This window comes from Lysinibacillus sp. NPDC093197, assembly GCF_044754025.1.
Taxonomy (GTDB): domain Bacteria; phylum Bacillota; class Bacilli; order Bacillales_A; family Planococcaceae; genus Lysinibacillus.
On sequence record NZ_JBIVOH010000001.1, the window covers coordinates 937180 to 955834 of the forward strand.

Consider the following 18655-nt stretch of genomic DNA (forward strand, 5'->3'; position numbering starts at 1 on the left):
TTTCAATATATTATTATTCACTATTTTTTCATTGAATTTCTTTTGAAATTACTTTTCCAATAAAGCCATACTGCTATATTAGAAAAATAAACACCCTTCTATGGACAATAGTAGTCATAGAAGGGTGTTGAAATTTACATAAAATTATACAAGTAATAACCAATTAGTGCCACTAGCCCTAGAACACCAGAGACTGTGAAATAAAGTAGTTTCATTTTTAATCCTGAAAATAACCAGACGGCACAATTTGCCGCTATAAAGGCAAATAACGCTATATTATTTCCACTAAAATATGTAGTATACATGCGAATCGATAAACTAAATAACAGTATAGCAGCAATAATATGCAAAGCAGGCGCTAAAAAGTTATTTTTGCTCGCAAACCGGAAAGCTATTATGAATAATGTAATTGCAGCGATTGCTACAATGCCCGTTAAAAAAAGCAACAAAGAAGTTACTGTAAAATAAACATACAAGAGTACCATCATACCCAAGCACAATCCCACAATGAAGAACATCATTTTTCTTTTTTCTAAAGGCAATACAGCCTGTTTATGAGTTGCTGACTCTATCTCCTCTATATCATTTCCCTCTGCATAAAGAGTCGCTAAAAAGTCACAGTAGTGCTCTGGTAATAGCTTATTTTGCTTCCAAAACAATATCTCATTTAAAATAATTTTTTTCCGTGGATTTGTCATCATATATTCTCCAAACATTGCTTAATAATGGTTGTAATACAATTTTATCTCACAAATCATAAAAGAGCATCTGTAAAAAGTCGCAAAAATGGAACGACTACACCGTTCAAATTATATATTTTTACATCATTTAAGCAATTATTTAAAGTTTCTTCCGATAATATATTGATTACATCGAGGGTGTTGCTGTTTTCTAGTTGCGTTTCGATTGCTAATACAAGGCAAACCCCGCCATGAATAGTGATGGCGGGGTTTGCATTTATAGTAAAAGTATTGTGTTTGTTTATTATTCCAAGAAATCTTTTAATCGTTTGCTGCGAGAAGGGTGGCGTAATTTACGAAGTGCCTTTGCTTCAATTTGGCGAATACGTTCACGTGTTACACCAAATACTTTACCTACCTCTTCTAATGTACGTGTACGACCATCATCTAAACCAAAACGTAAACGAAGTACATTTTCTTCACGGTCTGTTAATGTATCTAATACATCTTCTAGTTGCTCTTTTAACAATTCATATGCTGCATGGTCAGAAGGAGACTGTGCCTCAGAGTCCTCAATGAAGTCCCCTAAGTGCGAATCATCTTCTTCACCGATTGGCGTTTCAAGAGATACAGGTTCTTGCGCAATTTTTAAAATTTCACGTACTTTTTCAGGTGTTAAATCCATTTCTTCGCCAATTTCTTCTGGAGACGGCTCACGACCTAAGTCTTGTAACAATTGACGCTGTACACGGATTAGTTTATTAATCGTTTCTACCATGTGTACAGGAATACGAATTGTACGTGCTTGGTCGGCAATTGCACGTGTGATTGCTTGACGAATCCACCATGTTGCATATGTTGAGAATTTAAAGCCTTTGCGGTAGTCAAACTTCTCAACTGCCTTAATAAGCCCCATATTCCCCTCTTGAATTAAATCAAGGAATAGCATTCCACGACCAACATAGCGTTTTGCAATCGATACTACAAGACGTAAATTCGCTTCTGCTAAACGTTTACGTGCTTCTTCGTCACCTTGCTCAATACGCTCTGCTAAAGCAATTTCTTGCTCTGCAGAAAGTAAATCAACACGGCCAATCTCTTTCAAATACATACGTACAGGATCATTAATTTTTACGCCTGGTGGTACGCTCAAATCGTTTAAATCGAACGTTTCTTCGCTAGCTTCTTCTTTCATCAAGCTCTCTTCTTCAAATTCTTCTTTACCAATAATTTGAATGTCTTTATTTTTTTCAAGATCTTCAGCGAAGTGGAAAACTTCTTCATTTTCCAATTCATAAGGCAATAATTTCTCTGAAATTTCCTTCATGGAAATTTCACCTTCAGTTTTCGCCTTTTCTTGTAGTAATTTTTTTGCTTCATCTAATGTAATTTCTACTTCTACCTCTTTTGAACGTTCAGACTTGTCCGCCATAAACCTTCCTCCTTCTAAACAACCGAATCGGGTTAAATCGCCGATAACGATTTTCTTAAATGAATAATCTGTTGGGCGATTTCAAGAGCACGCGCATACTCGTGCATCTTCTCCGCTTCCTTTGACTCATGCATCTTTTGATGAATTTCTTGCTCAATTCTATATTTTTGAAGCTGTCGGATAGAATCTGCGATTTCTGATTCTGCCTGGTCAGGATCACGTTCTACTAAAGCAGCTTCCATAACAATTTTGCGTAATTCAGCGTCATCTAAGATTTCTACAAAGCGCTGATAATCTGGATGACCATATTCCTCATAAAATCCTACCAATCGAACAAATACAGCCATATATGCATCTCTTACAAAAGGCTCTGTTTGCTCACTACGTAATACCCTGTCCACTACATCTATATTATGAAGCATATGAGCCAGTAATAAACGTTCGGCACGTTCTGCTGCGTCCATAGGCTTTTGTTGCTGCGTGACTGGCATCGAAGGTGTATGCGTTGGCATTTCCACTTTCGCAGAGCGTACTTGATTTGCCTCTAATTTTCGGAATTGGGCATAAATAGCTTCTTCCGAAATCGTCGTTTCATTTGATAGCTGTCGGATATACAAATCTCGCTCAATTGGTGAGGAGCTACCCACTAATTGTTCGAGTACTTCTTGAATATATTGAAGCGTATCATTTTCAAATTGAAAATTCTTATTTCGTCTAGCATGCATCATCATAAAAGCAATATACGTATGTGGGTTTTCCAAAATTTGTTCCTTAAAAGCCTGTCCACCTAAACTTTGAATATACTCATCAGGATCGAGCTTATCAGGTATCACCGCAATATTAACTTTCATGCGCTCCGTTTGTAGTAACTGTGCCGCTCTTTTCGCCGCATCAAATCCAGCATTATCACCGTCATAGCAAATTGTAACTTGCTCTACTAAGCGTTTTAGCTTTGTGATATGCTGATTCGTAAGCGAGGTTCCCATTGTTGCTACGGCATTTGTTACGCCAACTGAGGTTGCAGCCAAAACATCCATAAAACCTTCCATCAACACTACTTGACGATTTTTTCTAATAGAGGTTCGTGCCTTATCTAGGTTATATAACACTTCACTCTTTTGAAAAATTGGTGATTCTGGACTATTTAAATATTTTGCCTCTTCACCTGTCGATGACAATATTCGTCCTGAGAAGGCAATAATTTTACCGTTCTCATCACGAATCGGGAACATAATACGTCCTCGAAAACGATCAAAATAGCGTTCTTCCCCTTCACGTTTGATTATTAGACCACTATCTGCGATTTCTTGTAAGTTATAACCTTTTCTTTCAAGCAATATCGTTAATGCATCAAAGCTTGGGAGAGACCATCCAATGCTATTAGATTCTATAAGTTCCCTTGTAAATCCTCTTTCTAGCAAATAATTTAAAGGCTCTTCCCCATCTTCTGTGTTTAGCAGTAAATGATGAAAAAAATCTGCCGCAAAAGCATGCGCTTCTTTCATCCTCTCTTCCGCTTTAGAAATCTTTGTCGTCGCCTCTGGTAAGCTTGGGCCTACATCTAAATGCATACCAACACGTTCACCAAGTTTTACGACGGCATCTGGGAAAGAAATCCCTTCGATATCCATGACGAAAGTAATAGCATTACCACCTGCTCCGCAACCAAAGCAGTGAAAAATCTGTTTGTCTGTTGACACAGAAAAAGATGGCGTTTGTTCTCCATGAAAAGGACAGAGACCAAACCAATTGCGCCCACGCTTTGTCAGCTGCATATATTCGCTTATGACATCCACAATATCTGATTGTGTACGAATCTGCTCAATCACTTCTTCTGGTATTTTCCCTGCCAAACTCATCACCATCTTTAATTTACGTTCTAGAACACAATTCGATATCCGTTTTAAAAATCCTTTATTTCTCGACAAAAAAATAGGATTTTTCTCATTTTAAATATTTTTACCACAATTTTATTATTATAAAACAAATTTTAGTATTTATCTATACAAATTTAAAAACCGACTCAAAAAAACCGCCTCTACTAACCCGAGGTGGTTTACTAAATTTGGTTTCTTATTTACGGCTTGCAAGATATTCAATAATAACGTTAGCTGTTTCCTCTACCGCTTTGTTCGTTACGTCAATCACTTTGCAACCTATTTCATCAACAACTTTTTCAAAATGTTGTATTTCCTCTAAAATACGTACATGTTGCGCATAGATGGCGTCATCATTTAAACCTAATGTCATTAATCTTTCTTTTCGTATCGAGTTTAATTTATCAGGGGAAATAACTAAGCCAAAACATTTTTTCGGATCAATTTTTAATAATTCTTCTGGTGGTGCTACCTCCGGGACTAACGGTACATTTGCCACCTTATAACGTTTATGTGCTAAATACTGTGAAAGCGGCGTTTTTGAAGTGCGTGAAACTCCAACAAGTACAATGTCAGCCTGCAATAAGCCTCGTGGATCTCTGCCATCATCATATTTCACGGCAAATTCAATCGCCTCAATTTTTTTAAAGTAGTCATCATCCAGTTGATGCACAATACCTGGAGTTTCTAATGGCATTTCTTCCATAAAGGTTGCCATCGATTTTAATGCTGGTCCCAATATATCTACAGCATGAACTTTTTCTTTTTCGCATAGATCATGCAATAATGCACGCATGTCTTGTCGAACAAGTGTATAAACTACAAATGCCTTCTGTTTCGCAGCGAGGCAGACTATTTTTCGAACAAGCTCTTCTGTTTGAATATGCGGAAAGCGCCGAATAATCGTATTTTCTAAGCCTGGTCGGAACTGGCTAATAACTGCCTTAGCTACTTGATCACCAGTTTCGCCGACAGAATCAGATATAACAAAAACGCGTAATCTCTTCATTCTGTTCCCCTTCAACTGTTAGACATTTTGCGCAAGAGATAGGAAAGCACGTGTAATGGTTGTTTTAGTTAAACGGCCCACTATCGTCAATCCACCCTCTTGAGGTTCGATTACCGGTAACGAATCTACTTCTCGTTCTATTAACTTATTTGCTGCAACAACTAACGAATCTGATCTTTCACAGTACGAGATATTTGGCATTCGTGTCATAATAATATGTACAGGAATTTTATTTAAATCCTGCGTGCCAATACTTGTACGCAGTAAATCTTTACGAGAGAGAACCCCAGTTAAAAATTCGTTCTTATCAACGACAAAAAGGGTTCCGACATCCTCTGAAAACATGAAACAAATGGCATCATATACCGTCATTGTTTCAGGTACAACAACAGGTCCCGAGTGAAAATCTTTTACTTTTAAATTGTTAATGCTATCCATTAAAGTTACGGATGTTTTTTTCCCAGAATAGAAATAACCAACTCGTGGTCTAGCATCTAGAAAGCCAGCCATCGTCAAAATTGCTAAGTCTGGTCTTAAAGTTGCTCTTGTCAGATTGAGACGTTCTGCAATATGCTCCCCTGTTATCGGGCCGTTCTCTTTCACAATTTGTAAAATGTCTTCCTGACGTTTGTTGAGTTCGATTGGACTCACCGCCTCAAATCTAATAGTGTTATACTTATGCTCAATTATTATATACTATTTTAATGGTTATTGCGAAGAAAAGAACTACATGCTACAATATTGACACATACGCTTGCTCTAAATGTATTTTCGAGCAAACTTGCGTTATACAGGCGATGATAGGAAAAAAGTATCTGTTCAATTTTTAGCGAGTAGAAAATGGTGAAAGTCTACAATGTGGCAGAGAAAAGGCACTCCTTGAGCTAACTTTTTGAAAAGAGGTTTTAAACAGTTCGTTTAAAACAATCAGGGTGGAACCGCGGGTATTAGCACTCGTCCCTGGGCATTATTTGTGCCCGGAGACGGGTGCTATTTTTAATTTAGCTCGTGCTAAATTAAAATCATGCAATATGCGCATGTGGCGAATTAGATTTGAAAATGACAAGGTTGAACTGGTCATTCTTCCAATTCGTCATGTAACACATTTACTTTTCACTCTTGTGCAAGTAAAAATTATGAAGGAGGCTATTATAATGGCTAACAAATCAATGGAAACAATCGTATCTTTAGCAAAGCATCGAGGCTTTGTCTTCCCAGGTTCTGAAATCTACGGAGGCTTAGCAAACACTTGGGATTACGGTCCACTTGGTGTTGAATTAAAAAATAATGTTAAAAAAGCTTGGTGGCTAAAGTTTGTTCAAGAATCAGAGCATAATGTTGGTATTGATGCGGCAATTCTTATGAATCCAAAAGCATGGGTCGCATCTGGTCACGTTGGTAACTTCAACGACCCAATGGTAGACTGTAAAGCTTGTAAAGCGCGTCACCGTGCAGATAAAATCATCGAGGATGCTGCCCTAGCAAAAGGTGATGAAATTATTGTAGACGGTATGACTTTCGATCAAATGAAAGAAACAATGGTGAAATACGATGTTGTTTGTCCTGATTGTGGGAAAGCAGATTTCACTGATATCCGTCAATTCAATTTAATGTTTAAAACATTCCAAGGTGTTACAGAATCTTCAACTAACGAAATCTACCTACGTCCCGAAACTGCACAAGGAATTTTCGTAAACTTTAAAAACGTTCAACGTTCTATGCGTAAACGTACACCATTCGGTATTGCACAAATCGGTAAATCTTTCCGTAACGAAATTACACCAGGGAACTTCACATTCCGTACACGTGAATTTGAACAAATGGAGCTTGAATTTTTCTGTAAACCAGGTGAGGATCTTGAATGGCATGCATATTGGAAAGAATTCTGTAAAAACTGGTTACTAAACTTAGGAATGAAAGAAGATTCGATGCGTTTACGTGACCACGAGGATGACGAATTATCGCATTACTCTAACGCAACAACAGATATCGAATTTAAATTCCCATTCGGTTGGGGCGAGCTTTGGGGTGTAGCTGATCGTACAGACTACGACTTAAAACAACATATGGAACATTCAGGTGAAGATTTCACTTATATTGATCCTGTGTCAAACGAACGATATGTACCTTACTGCATCGAACCATCTTTAGGTGCTGACCGTGTTACATTAGCATTTTTATGTGACGCTTATGATGAAGAAGAGCTAGAGGGTGATGATAAACGTACAGTATTACGCTTCCACCCTGCTTTAGCACCATTTAAAGCAGCAGTACTTCCACTTTCTAAAAAGTTATCGGATGAGGCTGCAGATGTATGGTCAGAGCTACGCAAATCGTTCCCAGTTGATTTTGATGAATCTCAATCAATCGGTAAACGCTACCGACGTCAAGATGAAATCGGTACGCCATTCTGTATCACATTCGATTTCGATTCAAAAGAAGACGGTCAAGTAACTGTTCGTCACCGTGATTCAATGGAACAAGTTCGTATGCCAATCGCTGATGTAAAAGCGTATATCGAAAAGCATCTTCAATTTTAATTTGAATTTGAATTAAATTTGTCTAAAGTCAAACGGCTGTGACAAAAGAAATAAGTGTTAGATTGACTGCAATCAATCTGACACTTTTTTCTATGCCGTTGATGTCTGCTACGGCGGTTGCTTTTCGAAGGTTTACAGGCGATTCGAGGACTTTTACCGGCGATTTCTTTCGTCACACCAGCGATTCATGGACTTCTCTCTGCGTAATTGCGTCCAGATTTATTATTTTTATCTACAATCTCACTGCTAAAATGTACGTAACTCTTTTAAACGTTTCATCGCTGAATGGACAGTAAGTCTGTGAAAAGCTATTAATTTACCTTTATAGACGACTCCATAGATACCATAAGGTGTTGGAGAAAATCTCAACAATTCTTCCCTATTTTGCAAATCAATTAATTGTGCCTGAATGCCAAGTTTTTTTGCGCCCTCCACAACATTGTCCGTTGCAATATCTACAAATGGGCATTGAGGAGTACGGAAAATCGTTAACTCTTGAAAGGAAGATAGCCTCTCATCCCAATCATTCGGAAAATATGGATCAGGCGCATTTCCAAATTTACAAACTAACAACTCAAAGCCATATGGCGCGTGAGCTATTTCTTTGAAATTATGCTTTAAAAAAATATGCTTACTTGGAGTCCAAGAAGTATCTGGGTTTGTGATAACAATTACCCCTGCCTTATTTTGTTCCTTAGCATCTAATAGACACTTATTAATCAATTTAGAGGCATAGCCCTTTCCCGTAATACCTACCCATAAACAATGAATCACCATATAGTTTTCACCAAACACAACTCTTGAAGATAACTCAATTGGTGTATATTCAATAAATCCTGCCTGCTTATTATTCTCCATTATTTTTATATACTTTAAACCTTCGTGAAATCGTTCAAGAAGCCATTTATTTTTATTTATGTATCCAGTAGCATTCGTTTTACTACGTTGACAAAAGCAACCACTTTGAGAAATATTATGTTCATTTAATTCTATTACATACTCAATAACCACTATTACGCCCTCCTAAAACTAGCTTCATATACTTATTATTTTCAATACTAAACAAACAATCCCTTTTTATAGATACAAAAATAAAAACCAAATCAAGTTTTGATTTGGCCATGTTCTATGCTTTTAACGATATAAATAAACGCTCCTGCATTTTTTCCTCAAATAAAAACTTTTTCATACTCATTCCAACTAAGTTTACTAATAGTTCCTCAATATCACTTAAAGAATAATATAAAAATGTGCCTTCACGCATAGGGCGAACTCTTTTGTCTATCGTTAGTTCCTCCTCGATAAAGTAGGCAACATTGACCCCGCAATGCTCCATCAGTTGTGTAATACGTTGATCGTCGCCAGGATTAATAAAGAACGGCACAATTTTATCAATATACAAAATACTCTGAACAAGTTTGATAAAAAAGTTCTCACGCATAGAAGTTTCAACAACTAGAATTGTTGTTTGCTCATGCTGATAATCCATGTACAAAACACTTAATTGCTCTTCCAATAGTTTCTTTAATATATGAATGGAATTTTTAAATTTCTTCATATCTGTTTGAATTTCTCGAGTTAGTAGCCGTAGAATACGATAGGCAGGTAGAAAGATTTTTAAAACTATTTCTTTTGGATGTAAATGATCGATTAATTTATTGAAATATACTTTTAAAGTATTTTCATCATTTCGTATCAACTGTTCGATAAATAAGTTGAAAATTTCTTCAAAACTATTTGCACGATAATCAATCATTTTAACAATCTTTATACTATAATTCAGGGGTAAATTCATGGACGTTTGCTCATCTAATAATTTTACTTTCGGTAACGTTGGAAATAAATCATAGACAAGCTCTACTTGTGCACTACGATTATCAGATAATAACACAACTGAGTTTACAGGATAAATGCCAAGACACTCTACAAATTTATGCATAAACTTTTCATTATATAAATGTCGATCCCGATATAATACAGCTAAAGCATCTGTTGCGTTATATCCCGAATGATATACACGCTTTGAGGTCATCGCCGAATAGACATCAATAATTTGTAATAGTTGAACGCCATCACTCATCTTATCAGCACATAGTTGATTAGGATATCCTTTTCCCGCAAAACGTTCGTGGTGATCACGTGCTAAATAAGCGATATCCGCTTCACCATTTTCTATAAGTAGCTCATAGCCTTTTGTTGTATGTGTTTTGACAATATCAAATTCATCTTCTGACAGCTTTCTTTTTAAACTTAATATCTCTTGTGGAATAAATACTTTTCCAATATCATGAAATAAATAACCACGTGCTAGCATCTCTATGTCCGTTAAGCCTAATTGCCGCGCAAAAATAGTTCCCAGTACAAAGGCATCAAATGAATGGACAAACGAGTACTCATCCCATTCTCTTAAACGTATTAGTAAATCGTAGCGATGTTTTTTTTCTAAAATTCGCTCAAACACGCCTCTGACATATGCTGTGTCTTGAGTACTTTTTAAAATTTGACCATAACGTAATTCGTGCACAACACTTTCTAATGTTGTCATAAATAGATTGTTGACTGCTACTTTATATTCATCTATTTCCTCTTTTTGTTCTAAAAGCGGTGCAAATACATCCTCATACTCTCTTGTACGCTGTAAACTTAAATCATGAACAACCCTTACTGAATCTGAAGATAAAAAAACTGATAATTCTTCTACTTTTCTCAGTTTAAGTAATGCAATAATTCTCTCAGTTAGCACTAAATCTTTTTTAGCTAATAGGCGATACTCGGAAAAAATATCTTCTGCTAAAATATCGTTCGCTTCTACTTCGTCAATACTTAATGTCACTTTTCTTAGCATTTATTCAGCCACACACGCGTCTTTACAGCATTATGTGACCTCCCTCCCTTTTCCATAGGACTGCATTAATCTAATAACGCACTATTGTACGTTTTGCTGATAGAGGCACGGTTTTCATATATATGTGTTAAATTAAATAATCCAAACTAGTTTTCCAAGTATTAATTAGTATAATTATACAAAAATAACTAATATATATTTTCTTTATCTTTACAATATCATAGGTTAAAATGCCTTTTCAACTAGTATATGGGATTGAAATGATTAGTTAATACTATGTATATATTATAAACTATTTAAAAAATAGTTCTTTAGATTCATAAATTATGCAAACTTCAGTATTTCATCCAATTAAATTTCACTTCATTTGACCTAATTCTATAAAATCAAAAGTTTATAATTACAAAAAATAACTATTTTTTTATTAATGTAACATATAGCTAAAAAAACAAATTTTTTCTCACTAATTCATACAGTGGATGTTCTACTAATCTTTTTTTCCTAATAATGAGAAGATTTCATATCAATGTACACCACATAATTTCCATTTTATAGTGGATAATATTCCCTCTATTCTCACCTTCAACAATTTGATATAAATATATTATTATAGTTAATCTTTTATGTTAAAGTACGTTTTTTTAACAATACATAGTAATACCAACCATTCACAATCAATCGTCCGGAAGTTTGAAACTGTTCATAGGAAGGATTCTTACTAAAAAGAAAAACGCTATAAATGTATATCTATTCATTGGAGGAAACAAATTGAATACTCATCGTTTTTATCAAATGGCTTTGGCCGCAACTTTAGCAACAAGTGCTATTGTTATAGCCCCCCCAGCAGCTAATGCCGCTTCGTTATTTCCCGATATTAATCCATCTACAGAGGAAGGCAAAGCAATTATTAACTTAGCCGAGCGTGGTATAATTTCTGGTTATCCTGATGGCACGTTCAAACCCGCAAATTTTATTACTCGTACACAGGCAGCTAAAATTTTAGCAGGCATTTTACATCTAGATACTGTTCATGTAAAAAATCCTCACTTTAAGGATATTACCCCTGATAACGAAAACTATGGTGCAATCGCTGCTCTTGCAGAGGCAGGGATAATTAGTGGCTCTAATGGTTATTTTAATCCGACAAAACAAATTACACGTGGTCAACTATCCAAAATGCTTGTAAAAGGCTTCGATTTAACAATCACTGACGATATTGATACACCTTTTACAGATGTAAAGGCTGGCAGTGAATATGAGCCGTATATTCAAACATTATTTGCTAATAACATTACAAAAGGTACGACGCCTACTACCTTTGGACCTCAAAGCTATGTAAAACGTTCTCAACTAGCCTCTTTTGTAGTGCGCGCTGAAAACACTCAAAATAATGCGATGATTCATGCAGATCATTATAATCAAGATTTTATTTTTGCATCATATGGCGGGATAGAACCAGCGGAAGATATTTTCACTTGGGATGACGAACAAGAGATAACAAATACCATTACAATCAAGCCATTAAAAGAAGGCACTGGTAAATTAGTTATCACTGGTTTTAACGAAGATACAGAGGAATTTACAGATATCTTTTTCTTAGTTCATGTGAAATCTGTAAATGGTAAGCTGCAAGCTACGCTAGAAGAAGTAAATGAAGGAGATTATTTAGAAAATCTACCTCTTAATCTAAATGAAACGGATTTAACGTTCACACCAACAGAAGTAAGTATTCAAACAGCTGATGGACAAGCGCTATCTTCAGATTCCTTTGCATTCGATACTAAAGATAATATCGCAACATTATCCATATTTAAAGATGGACAATACTTATTAACTTTTACAAATGGTGCACAGCAACAAACAATGGCGGCTGATGTGTATACGTATGATTTTGTACGTAGTATTGACCTTTATGAAATTACAAATGAATTAACATTTACAAGCGATTACTTTACTTTTGAGCCTGTGCAAGTTGCATTAGAAGATTTAGATGATAGCTCTGATCCAACACACAAAGTACCAGTCAAAGCAGTAATTGATGGCAATAAATTGATTGTAACGCCATTAGCAGAAGGCAATGCCGTGTTACACGTAACTGGAAAAAATGGAGAAACTGCATATTTAAATGTTGAGTTTATGAAAATTGCAGATAAATGGGCTACTTATTACGATTTATACGATGATTCCGATGACTATTAATACATTAGAATTTTAAAAAATGCCAGAGGACATATTAATTGTCCTCTGGCATTTCTGTTTTGTCTGTAGTTGGTCTTAACTGTAATTCAGGTGTTCTTTCTAATTGCTCTATGAATTTCTTTGTCTTAAAGCGGATACCGGTTTGTTCCTCATAAATGGTTGTAATAATTTTTTTAATGAAATATTTTGTTTCTTTTTTTAATTCTAGTTTGCCAATTTGATCGATTGGAACTGTATAAAACATGCGAATCAGCTTTAACTGTGTTGGTGTTAGTCGAATAATATATGGATCGTGCTGATAACAACGATGACATAGGAAGCCCCCTTGTGCAAAGGAAAAGGCAAATTCCCCATCAACTGCTCCGCATGATGCACAAGCATGGAGTATTGGTTGTACACCTGTGTAGGGCAGCATCTTCCACTCTACAAAAAGTGTAATGGCTTCCGGATCATAGCCATCTTCAATTGCTTGTAATGCTTGTAGAAGTACTTCAAATGCAAAAGGCTCAGCCTTCCCTTCTTCCACAACACGTTCAATTAGTTCCATTATATAGCTTGCATAGGCAGTTGCTACAATATCCTCACGTATATGACGCATTGAATTTAGATGCTCTCCTTGTTGCAATGTGCCCATACCTGTATGATGCTGTACCATAAACATCCCATATGTAAACGGCTGTGTCACCGCAGATAATCTGCTCGAAGGCTTTTTCGCACCTCGCGCCATTGTTGCCACTTTACCAGCTTCTCTCGTTAGTAGCGTCACAATTTTATTTGATTCTCCGTATGCACGAACCTTTAGCACAATACCTTCCCATTTATAAAGCATCAATCCCCCTCCTTCCTGCAAGTTTTCAAAGAAAATAGAGCTCTCCAAACAGTATTTGGACAGCTCTTTTTACTATTTCCTGTATAGCTAAAAGCATCCCTTCAGCTGACGCTTTGTCCACTTCAGAAATTGAAGAATTTTATAATCTCAACTAAGCAATTAAGCCAGGCGGAGAAAATTAATATTCATCATCGCGGAATCCAAAATCACGAAGATGCGTCGATTTATTACGCCAATCTTTTTGCACTTTTACCCAAAGCTCTAAATACACTTTAGATCCAAGCAGCATTTCTATATCTTTACGAGCACGGATACCTACTTCTTTCAGTAGTGCACCATGTTTACCTATAACAATACCTTTTTGAGAATCACGTTCTACAATAATAGTCGCCGCTACACGGATTTTACCTTCTGTTTCTTCATCACGACGAATTTTATCAATGACTACCGCTATAGAATGTGGTATTTCCTCACGCGTTAAGTGTAACACTTTTTCACGAATCAACTCTGAAATAATAAAGCGTTCTGGGTGGTCTGTTACTTGATCGGCAGGATAATATTGTGGACCTTCGGGTAAATATTTTGTTAAAGTAGCCAGTAAGTTTTCAACATTATTACCTTGAAGTGCTGAGATTGGCACTATTTCTGCAAAGTCATAACGCTCCTTATAGCTGTCGATAATACTCATTACTTCATCTGGGTGAATTTGATCGATTTTATTAATTACTAAAAATACAGGTGTTGGATTGCCTTCAAGCATTTCTAAAATAAACTCGTCACCTTTACCAAGCTTTTGCTCAGCGTTTACCATAAACATAATAACGTCTACTTCACGTAATGTATTTTTCGATACTTTTAACATGAAATCGCCTAGCTTATGTTTTGGCTTATGGATACCTGGTGTATCAATAAAGATCATTTGGCTATCGTCTGATGTTAGTACGCCTTGTACTTTATTTCGTGTTGTTTGTGGCTTATCGCTCATAATGGCAATTTTTTGACCAATGACTCTGTTTAAAAAGGTAGACTTCCCGACATTTGGTCGTCCAATAATTGAGATAAAGCCTGACTTATAGCCAGTATTATTTTCCAGCATTCTCTAAATCCTCCGTTGTAAATGCAAACGGTAGTAACTCGCCAACTGACGTTACCGTGACATCACCATTTAAATTTGTTAAATATACAGGCATAGATGGCTCACAAAATTCCATCATTACTTGGCGACACGCACCACAAGGGGCACAAGGGCCATCCGTATCAGCTACAATAGCAATCGCCTCAAAATCATAAACACCTTCTGAGACTGCTTTGAAAAACGCCGTACGCTCTGCACAATTCGTCATACTATAACCTGCATTTTCAATATTACAGCCATGGATGACATCCCCATTTTTTGTTAAAAGCGCAGCGCCCACTTTAAATTTTGAATAAGGCACATATGCCTTCTCGCGTGCTTTTTTAGATTCTTCTAGTAACGCATGCATATCCATTTTCATCTATGCTAATTCTCCTCTACATAAAAATCATATATGCCTTTATTAACTAGGCATTCTTTAATGAATTACGTTAACGCGTAATTCTGTCCAGATTTTTTCGAGTTCACTCGAAGCCACTCTAAAATCTGTGACATTCTCCTCACCTTTATATAGCCAAAGTTTAAACTCTCACTAAATTTAGTGCACAATTGGCATTCATTCCCCACTTTTAAAGGTGATGGACTTTTGCTAAAAACAAGTTAAAACCATTTTGGTATAAAGATTAGTAAACCGATTATAGCACTGAATACCGCAAATACAAGCACCGCACCTGCTGCAATATCTTTTGCTTGCTTAGCAAGTGGGTGAATGTCTGTTGAAGCTAAGTCTACAACTCGTTCAATAGCGGTATTCATCATTTCAAGCGCAAACATCAGTGCTATTAATAATAGCACAATAAACCATTCTACTCGTGATAAACCTGTGAAATAACCAGCAATTAAAACAATGCCCGCACTAAGCAAATGTGATTGAAAATTTTGCTCTTTACATGCTGTAATTATCCCTTCAAAAGCATATCCAAACGAACGTAAATATTTGCGTAAGTCCATTTAGTCACGTCCTAAGCCATAAGATTGTAAAATCTCCTCTTGCTTACCGAACATCACCTTTTCATCCTCTGGTACCATATGGTCATAACCTAATAAGTGCAAGAAGCCATGGACAGCTAAAAAGCCCAATTCTCGCTCAAATGAATGTCCATATTCCTCAGCTTGCTCCTTTGTACGATCTGTTGAAATGATAATATCACCTAAAATACGTGGCATTCCTTCAAATGTTACTTCCATTTCACCTTCACCTAATTCTTCTAAGGCGAATGAAATAACATCCGTTGGTTGATCTTTACCGCGATAGTCTCTATTAATTTCTTGAATAGCTTCGTTTGTCACAAAGGTTACTGATACTTCTGTTTCAGGTTCAATCTTTTCTACTTTTGCAGCATGTTGTAAAAGCTTCTCCACGAGCTCCATATGTTGTGCAGTTACTTCATTTGTCTCATCTGTAAAATCAATCGTTAAAATCATTAGTGCCTCCTACTTATCTGCCTTTGGATATTCAATACGTGAATGGAAAATCCCATTTAACGTCTCACAAAGTACTTGCTCTATACATTTTAACTCTTTTATCGAAATATCGCATTCATCAAACTGATGGTCCTGTACACGATCATCAATAATAGCACGCACGAGCTTGTGAATTTTCTCAGCATTTGGTTCCTTCATTGAACGAACCGCTGCTTCCACACTGTCTGCTACACTTATGACGGCAGCTTCTTTCGTTTGTGGTTTCGGTCCTGGATAACGGAACTTTGCCTCATCAATTACTTTTCCCTCTTCCTTTGCTTTGTAAAGGAAGAATTTAAGTAGGCTTGTCCCATGATGTTGTAGAGCTATATCAATGATTTCTTGAGGCATTTTATAACGTCTTAGCATGTCAGCTCCATCAGTAGTATGTGCAATAATTATTTCTGCACTAGTTTCCGGCGGCATTGAATCGTGTGGATTTATACCTGACATTTGATTTTCAATAAAGAAAGCTGGACGCTTTGTCTTGCCAATATCATGATAATAACAGCCGACTCTTGCTAGTAATCCGTCTGCCCCAATAGCTTCGCATGCAGCTTCAGCTAAATTTGCCACCATTACACTATGATGATATGTGCCAGGTGTTTCCATTAGTAGTTTTTTCAACAACGGATGATTTGGATTGGACAGCTCGATTAAACGCAATGTCGATAGTAAACTAAATGCCGACTCAAAAAATGGTAATAGCCCCATTGTAAGTGCACCTGATAAAAGTGCCGATAATATGGCGGCTATAAAATAAAATAGCAGTTCAGACAGTCCGTACGATGATTGTGTCATCAGTAAATAAAATGCGATAAAGCCCATATTTACTAGTGATATAACAGCAACAGCCTGCAAAATATGTGAGCGCTTTTCTACACTGCGCATAAAGAATAAACTCGCAAAACCACCAAAGATAATATACAAGGTAATTTCCATCTGCATCACAGACGAATACCCTTCTTGGAAAATAACCCCTGCTGAAGCAGCCGTCATAACGGTAATTAATACCGCCGCTCGATCATCTGCTAACAGTCGGACAAGCATTGTAGCTAGTGCAGTGGGGAATAAAAATGCAACCGTCACATCAAATCCATCTGCCACTAAGCTTATAAACTTCATTAGAAGAATTGAAAAACTATACACAATAACCGTTACGAGTAATGCATTGCGCTTTTTGGGTTCTTCTATTTCCCAGCGATCAAATAATATATACATGAATATCAGTTGAAGGAAAGTTAAAATAATCAACCCTGCAATCGGCTTCATTGATGCTTTATTACTCACCATTCCAAGTAGCTCTAATTGCCTAAATGTTTCATTATCAATAATCTGACCTTCCTGTACAATAATTTGACCTTGGAGTATACGCGTTGGTTCAACTGCTTCCTTAGCTTGCTCTATTCTAACTTTTGTTTGTTCCTCATTGATTGTTTCGGTTTCAACAATACTTGCACGTCCAATTAAGATGACTGTGTTTAAAATCTTATCAGGATAGCCACGTTGTCCACGAATTTTTGTTTCAAAATCATTTTGAGCAGCTAACACATTTTCTTTACGAATTGATTTTTGTAAATATTCTTGTACAAGTTTTGAAAGTTGTACGCTTGTTCGCTTTAAATCTGTTTCACTTTGTTGTAATAAGCCTTCAAGCTGTGCATCTGTAAAAATGACAGGCATTTGATCAACATCAATAGATTCTAACTTTTTGCGGAGCTTTGCCACTTGGTCTACTTCTGCATCGGGATCTTTATTGCTATCAACAGCCTTTTTTACTTCAAGCACATAATCAAATAAAGACGTCACGATCGCTACACGTTGTGTTGCAACGTCTTCTGAAAATTGATAAACGGGCGTAACTGCATTGGCAGCCTTTTCTCGTTCCTGCTGAGTCTTAACTGTATCTTCAATCGTTTTCGTTGATCTTACTGTTTCTGATGCAAGTTGCAATGGTTTAAAATCGTATGTAACACCCTTTACATTGCCATACATAAATGCAAACTGTAATGCCCCTGTAAGGATGAGAACGACAATCAAAAAGTAGCGAAACCCAATAAGCTCCGTAATTTTTTGAAGTTGTTTCTCCATTCGGCACCTCCTCTATCTATCTTCTATCATACCAATTCAAAAAACATTTTTCCCGAAAAATGTATAAGAAAGCAAAAAAACAGCTATACGTATTTGTATAGCCGTCACATTTTTATCCTATTAACGCCTTTAACATACTTAAAGCGCTGAATTTGTCACTTCATTTTTAGTATAGGTTATTGCAGTTGATTTCCGCTGCGGGCGGGCGCTTTCCGCGGGCACATCGTAAGCCACAACCGTCGCTGTCGCGCCGTCCGTTGCGGCTTACATTTTGTGCTGTTCCCGCAGGAGTCGACCACCCTCCGCTGCAATCAACCAGTATTCGTTTCTATTATAGAATGACTAAGCTTAAAATTAAGCACAATATCGTTCTTCTAATAATTTCAAAAGTTATCAGCTTCAACCTATTTCACCCTATATATAAAGATGACTATGGCAGTTGATTTCCACTGCGGGTGGGCGCTTTCCGCGGGCACATCGTAAGCCACAACCGTCGCTGTCGCGCCGTCCGTTGCGGCTTACATTTTGTGCTGTTCCCGCAGGAGTCGACCAAC

15 protein-coding genes are annotated in these 18655 nt (G+C 36.7%); 2 read left to right on the forward strand and 13 right to left on the reverse strand.

Going from position 1 to position 18655, the window contains the following annotated elements:
- Positions 1-134: 134 nt before the first annotated feature.
- The 5 genes from ACIP9G_RS04810 to ccpN form a co-directional block, all read right to left on the reverse strand.
- Positions 135-701, reverse strand: a complete 567-nt coding sequence (locus ACIP9G_RS04810; RefSeq protein ID WP_401017805.1) for a hypothetical protein — start codon at positions 699-701, stop codon at positions 135-137.
- Between the two features lie 283 nt (positions 702-984).
- The gene (gene rpoD, locus ACIP9G_RS04815; RefSeq protein WP_340823637.1) at positions 985-2112 is read right to left on the reverse strand and encodes an RNA polymerase sigma factor RpoD; all 1128 of its coding nucleotides are present in this window, start codon (positions 2110-2112) and stop codon (positions 985-987) included.
- Between the two features lie 32 nt (positions 2113-2144).
- Complete coding sequence (gene dnaG / locus ACIP9G_RS04820) at positions 2145-3977, reverse strand: DNA primase (protein WP_340823636.1); 1833 nt, start codon at positions 3975-3977, stop codon at positions 2145-2147.
- Positions 3978-4185: 208 nt separating this feature from the next.
- A complete protein-coding gene (locus ACIP9G_RS04825; protein WP_340823635.1) occupies positions 4186-4998 on the reverse strand; it encodes a pyruvate, water dikinase regulatory protein in 813 nt (270 codons plus the stop codon).
- 18 nt (positions 4999-5016) lie between these two features.
- On the reverse strand, positions 5017-5649 hold the full coding sequence (ccpN, locus tag ACIP9G_RS04830) for a transcriptional regulator CcpN (RefSeq protein ID WP_172772074.1): 633 nt from the start codon (positions 5647-5649) through the stop codon (positions 5017-5019).
- A gap of 503 nt (positions 5650-6152) precedes the next feature.
- Here ccpN and ACIP9G_RS04835 point away from each other — a divergent pair.
- Positions 6153-7538, forward strand: coding sequence for a glycine--tRNA ligase (locus ACIP9G_RS04835; protein WP_401010533.1), 1386 nt, complete (start codon positions 6153-6155; stop codon positions 7536-7538).
- 246 nt (positions 7539-7784) lie between these two features.
- Here ACIP9G_RS04835 and ACIP9G_RS04840 read toward each other — a convergent pair whose 3' ends face one another.
- Both ACIP9G_RS04840 and ACIP9G_RS04845 read right to left on the reverse strand, forming a co-directional pair.
- On the reverse strand, positions 7785-8549 hold the full coding sequence (locus ACIP9G_RS04840; RefSeq protein ID WP_401017809.1) for a GNAT family N-acetyltransferase: 765 nt from the start codon (positions 8547-8549) through the stop codon (positions 7785-7787).
- A gap of 115 nt (positions 8550-8664) precedes the next feature.
- On the reverse strand, positions 8665-10383 hold the full coding sequence (locus tag ACIP9G_RS04845; RefSeq protein WP_401017812.1) for an HD-GYP domain-containing protein: 1719 nt from the start codon (positions 10381-10383) through the stop codon (positions 8665-8667).
- Positions 10384-11151: 768 nt separating this feature from the next.
- Between ACIP9G_RS04845 and ACIP9G_RS04850 the strand changes: the two genes are divergently transcribed.
- Entirely contained in the window at positions 11152-12582 is a 1431-nt protein-coding gene (locus ACIP9G_RS04850; protein WP_401017815.1) for an S-layer homology domain-containing protein, read from the forward strand.
- A 34-nt stretch (positions 12583-12616) separates the two neighbouring features.
- On the opposite strand, the gene recO is transcribed toward ACIP9G_RS04850, so the two are convergent.
- The 6 genes from recO to ACIP9G_RS04880 all read right to left on the reverse strand — a co-directional run bounded on the left by recO (position 12617) and on the right by ACIP9G_RS04880 (position 18101).
- A complete protein-coding gene (gene recO, locus ACIP9G_RS04855) occupies positions 12617-13411 on the reverse strand; it encodes a DNA repair protein RecO (RefSeq protein WP_340823630.1) in 795 nt (264 codons plus the stop codon).
- Between the two features lie 178 nt (positions 13412-13589).
- Positions 13590-14507: a GTPase Era gene (era, locus tag ACIP9G_RS04860; protein WP_401017818.1), complete on the reverse strand. Its 918-nt coding sequence runs from the start codon at positions 14505-14507 to the stop codon at positions 13590-13592.
- Positions 14494-14907, reverse strand: a complete 414-nt coding sequence (locus tag ACIP9G_RS04865) for a cytidine deaminase (protein ID WP_340823628.1) — start codon at positions 14905-14907, stop codon at positions 14494-14496. Before ACIP9G_RS04865 ends, era begins: the two co-directional genes overlap by 14 nt.
- Positions 14908-15146: 239 nt before the next feature.
- Entirely contained in the window at positions 15147-15497 is a 351-nt protein-coding gene (locus ACIP9G_RS04870; RefSeq protein WP_340823627.1) for a diacylglycerol kinase family protein, read from the reverse strand.
- Entirely contained in the window at positions 15498-15971 is a 474-nt protein-coding gene (gene ybeY, locus ACIP9G_RS04875; protein ID WP_340823626.1) for an rRNA maturation RNase YbeY, read from the reverse strand.
- A 9-nt stretch (positions 15972-15980) separates the two neighbouring features.
- Positions 15981-18101 carry an HD family phosphohydrolase gene (locus ACIP9G_RS04880; RefSeq protein WP_340823625.1) on the reverse strand — a complete coding sequence of 707 codons (2121 nt, stop codon included), beginning with the start codon at positions 18099-18101 and terminating at the stop codon, positions 15981-15983.
- Between the last annotated feature and the right edge of the window lie 554 nt (positions 18102-18655).

Bases quoted from the DNA above. Each gene is read 5' to 3' on its own strand.
- ACIP9G_RS04835 (WP_401010533.1), top strand. From the start codon at position 6,153: ATGGCTAACAAATCAATGGAAACAATCGTATCTTTAGCAAAGCATCGA.
- ACIP9G_RS04870 (WP_340823627.1), bottom strand. From the start codon at position 15,497: ATGGACTTACGCAAATATTTACGTTCGTTTGGATATGCTTTTGAAGGG.
- ACIP9G_RS04865 (WP_340823628.1), bottom strand. From the start codon at position 14,907: ATGAAAATGGATATGCATGCGTTACTAGAAGAATCTAAAAAAGCACGC.
- era (WP_401017818.1), bottom strand. From the start codon at position 14,507: ATGCTGGAAAATAATACTGGCTATAAGTCAGGCTTTATCTCAATTATT.
- recO (WP_340823630.1), bottom strand. From the start codon at position 13,411: ATGCTTTATAAATGGGAAGGTATTGTGCTAAAGGTTCGTGCATACGGA.
- ybeY (WP_340823626.1), bottom strand. From the start codon at position 15,971: ATGATTTTAACGATTGATTTTACAGATGAGACAAATGAAGTAACTGCA.
- ACIP9G_RS04880 (WP_340823625.1), bottom strand. From the start codon at position 18,101: ATGGAGAAACAACTTCAAAAAATTACGGAGCTTATTGGGTTTCGCTAC.
- dnaG (WP_340823636.1), bottom strand. From the start codon at position 3,977: ATGGTGATGAGTTTGGCAGGGAAAATACCAGAAGAAGTGATTGAGCAG.
- ACIP9G_RS04810 (WP_401017805.1), bottom strand. From the start codon at position 701: ATGATGACAAATCCACGGAAAAAAATTATTTTAAATGAGATATTGTTT.
- rpoD (WP_340823637.1), bottom strand. From the start codon at position 2,112: ATGGCGGACAAGTCTGAACGTTCAAAAGAGGTAGAAGTAGAAATTACA.
- ACIP9G_RS04825 (WP_340823635.1), bottom strand. From the start codon at position 4,998: ATGAAGAGATTACGCGTTTTTGTTATATCTGATTCTGTCGGCGAAACT.
- ACIP9G_RS04845 (WP_401017812.1), bottom strand. From the start codon at position 10,383: ATGCTAAGAAAAGTGACATTAAGTATTGACGAAGTAGAAGCGAACGAT.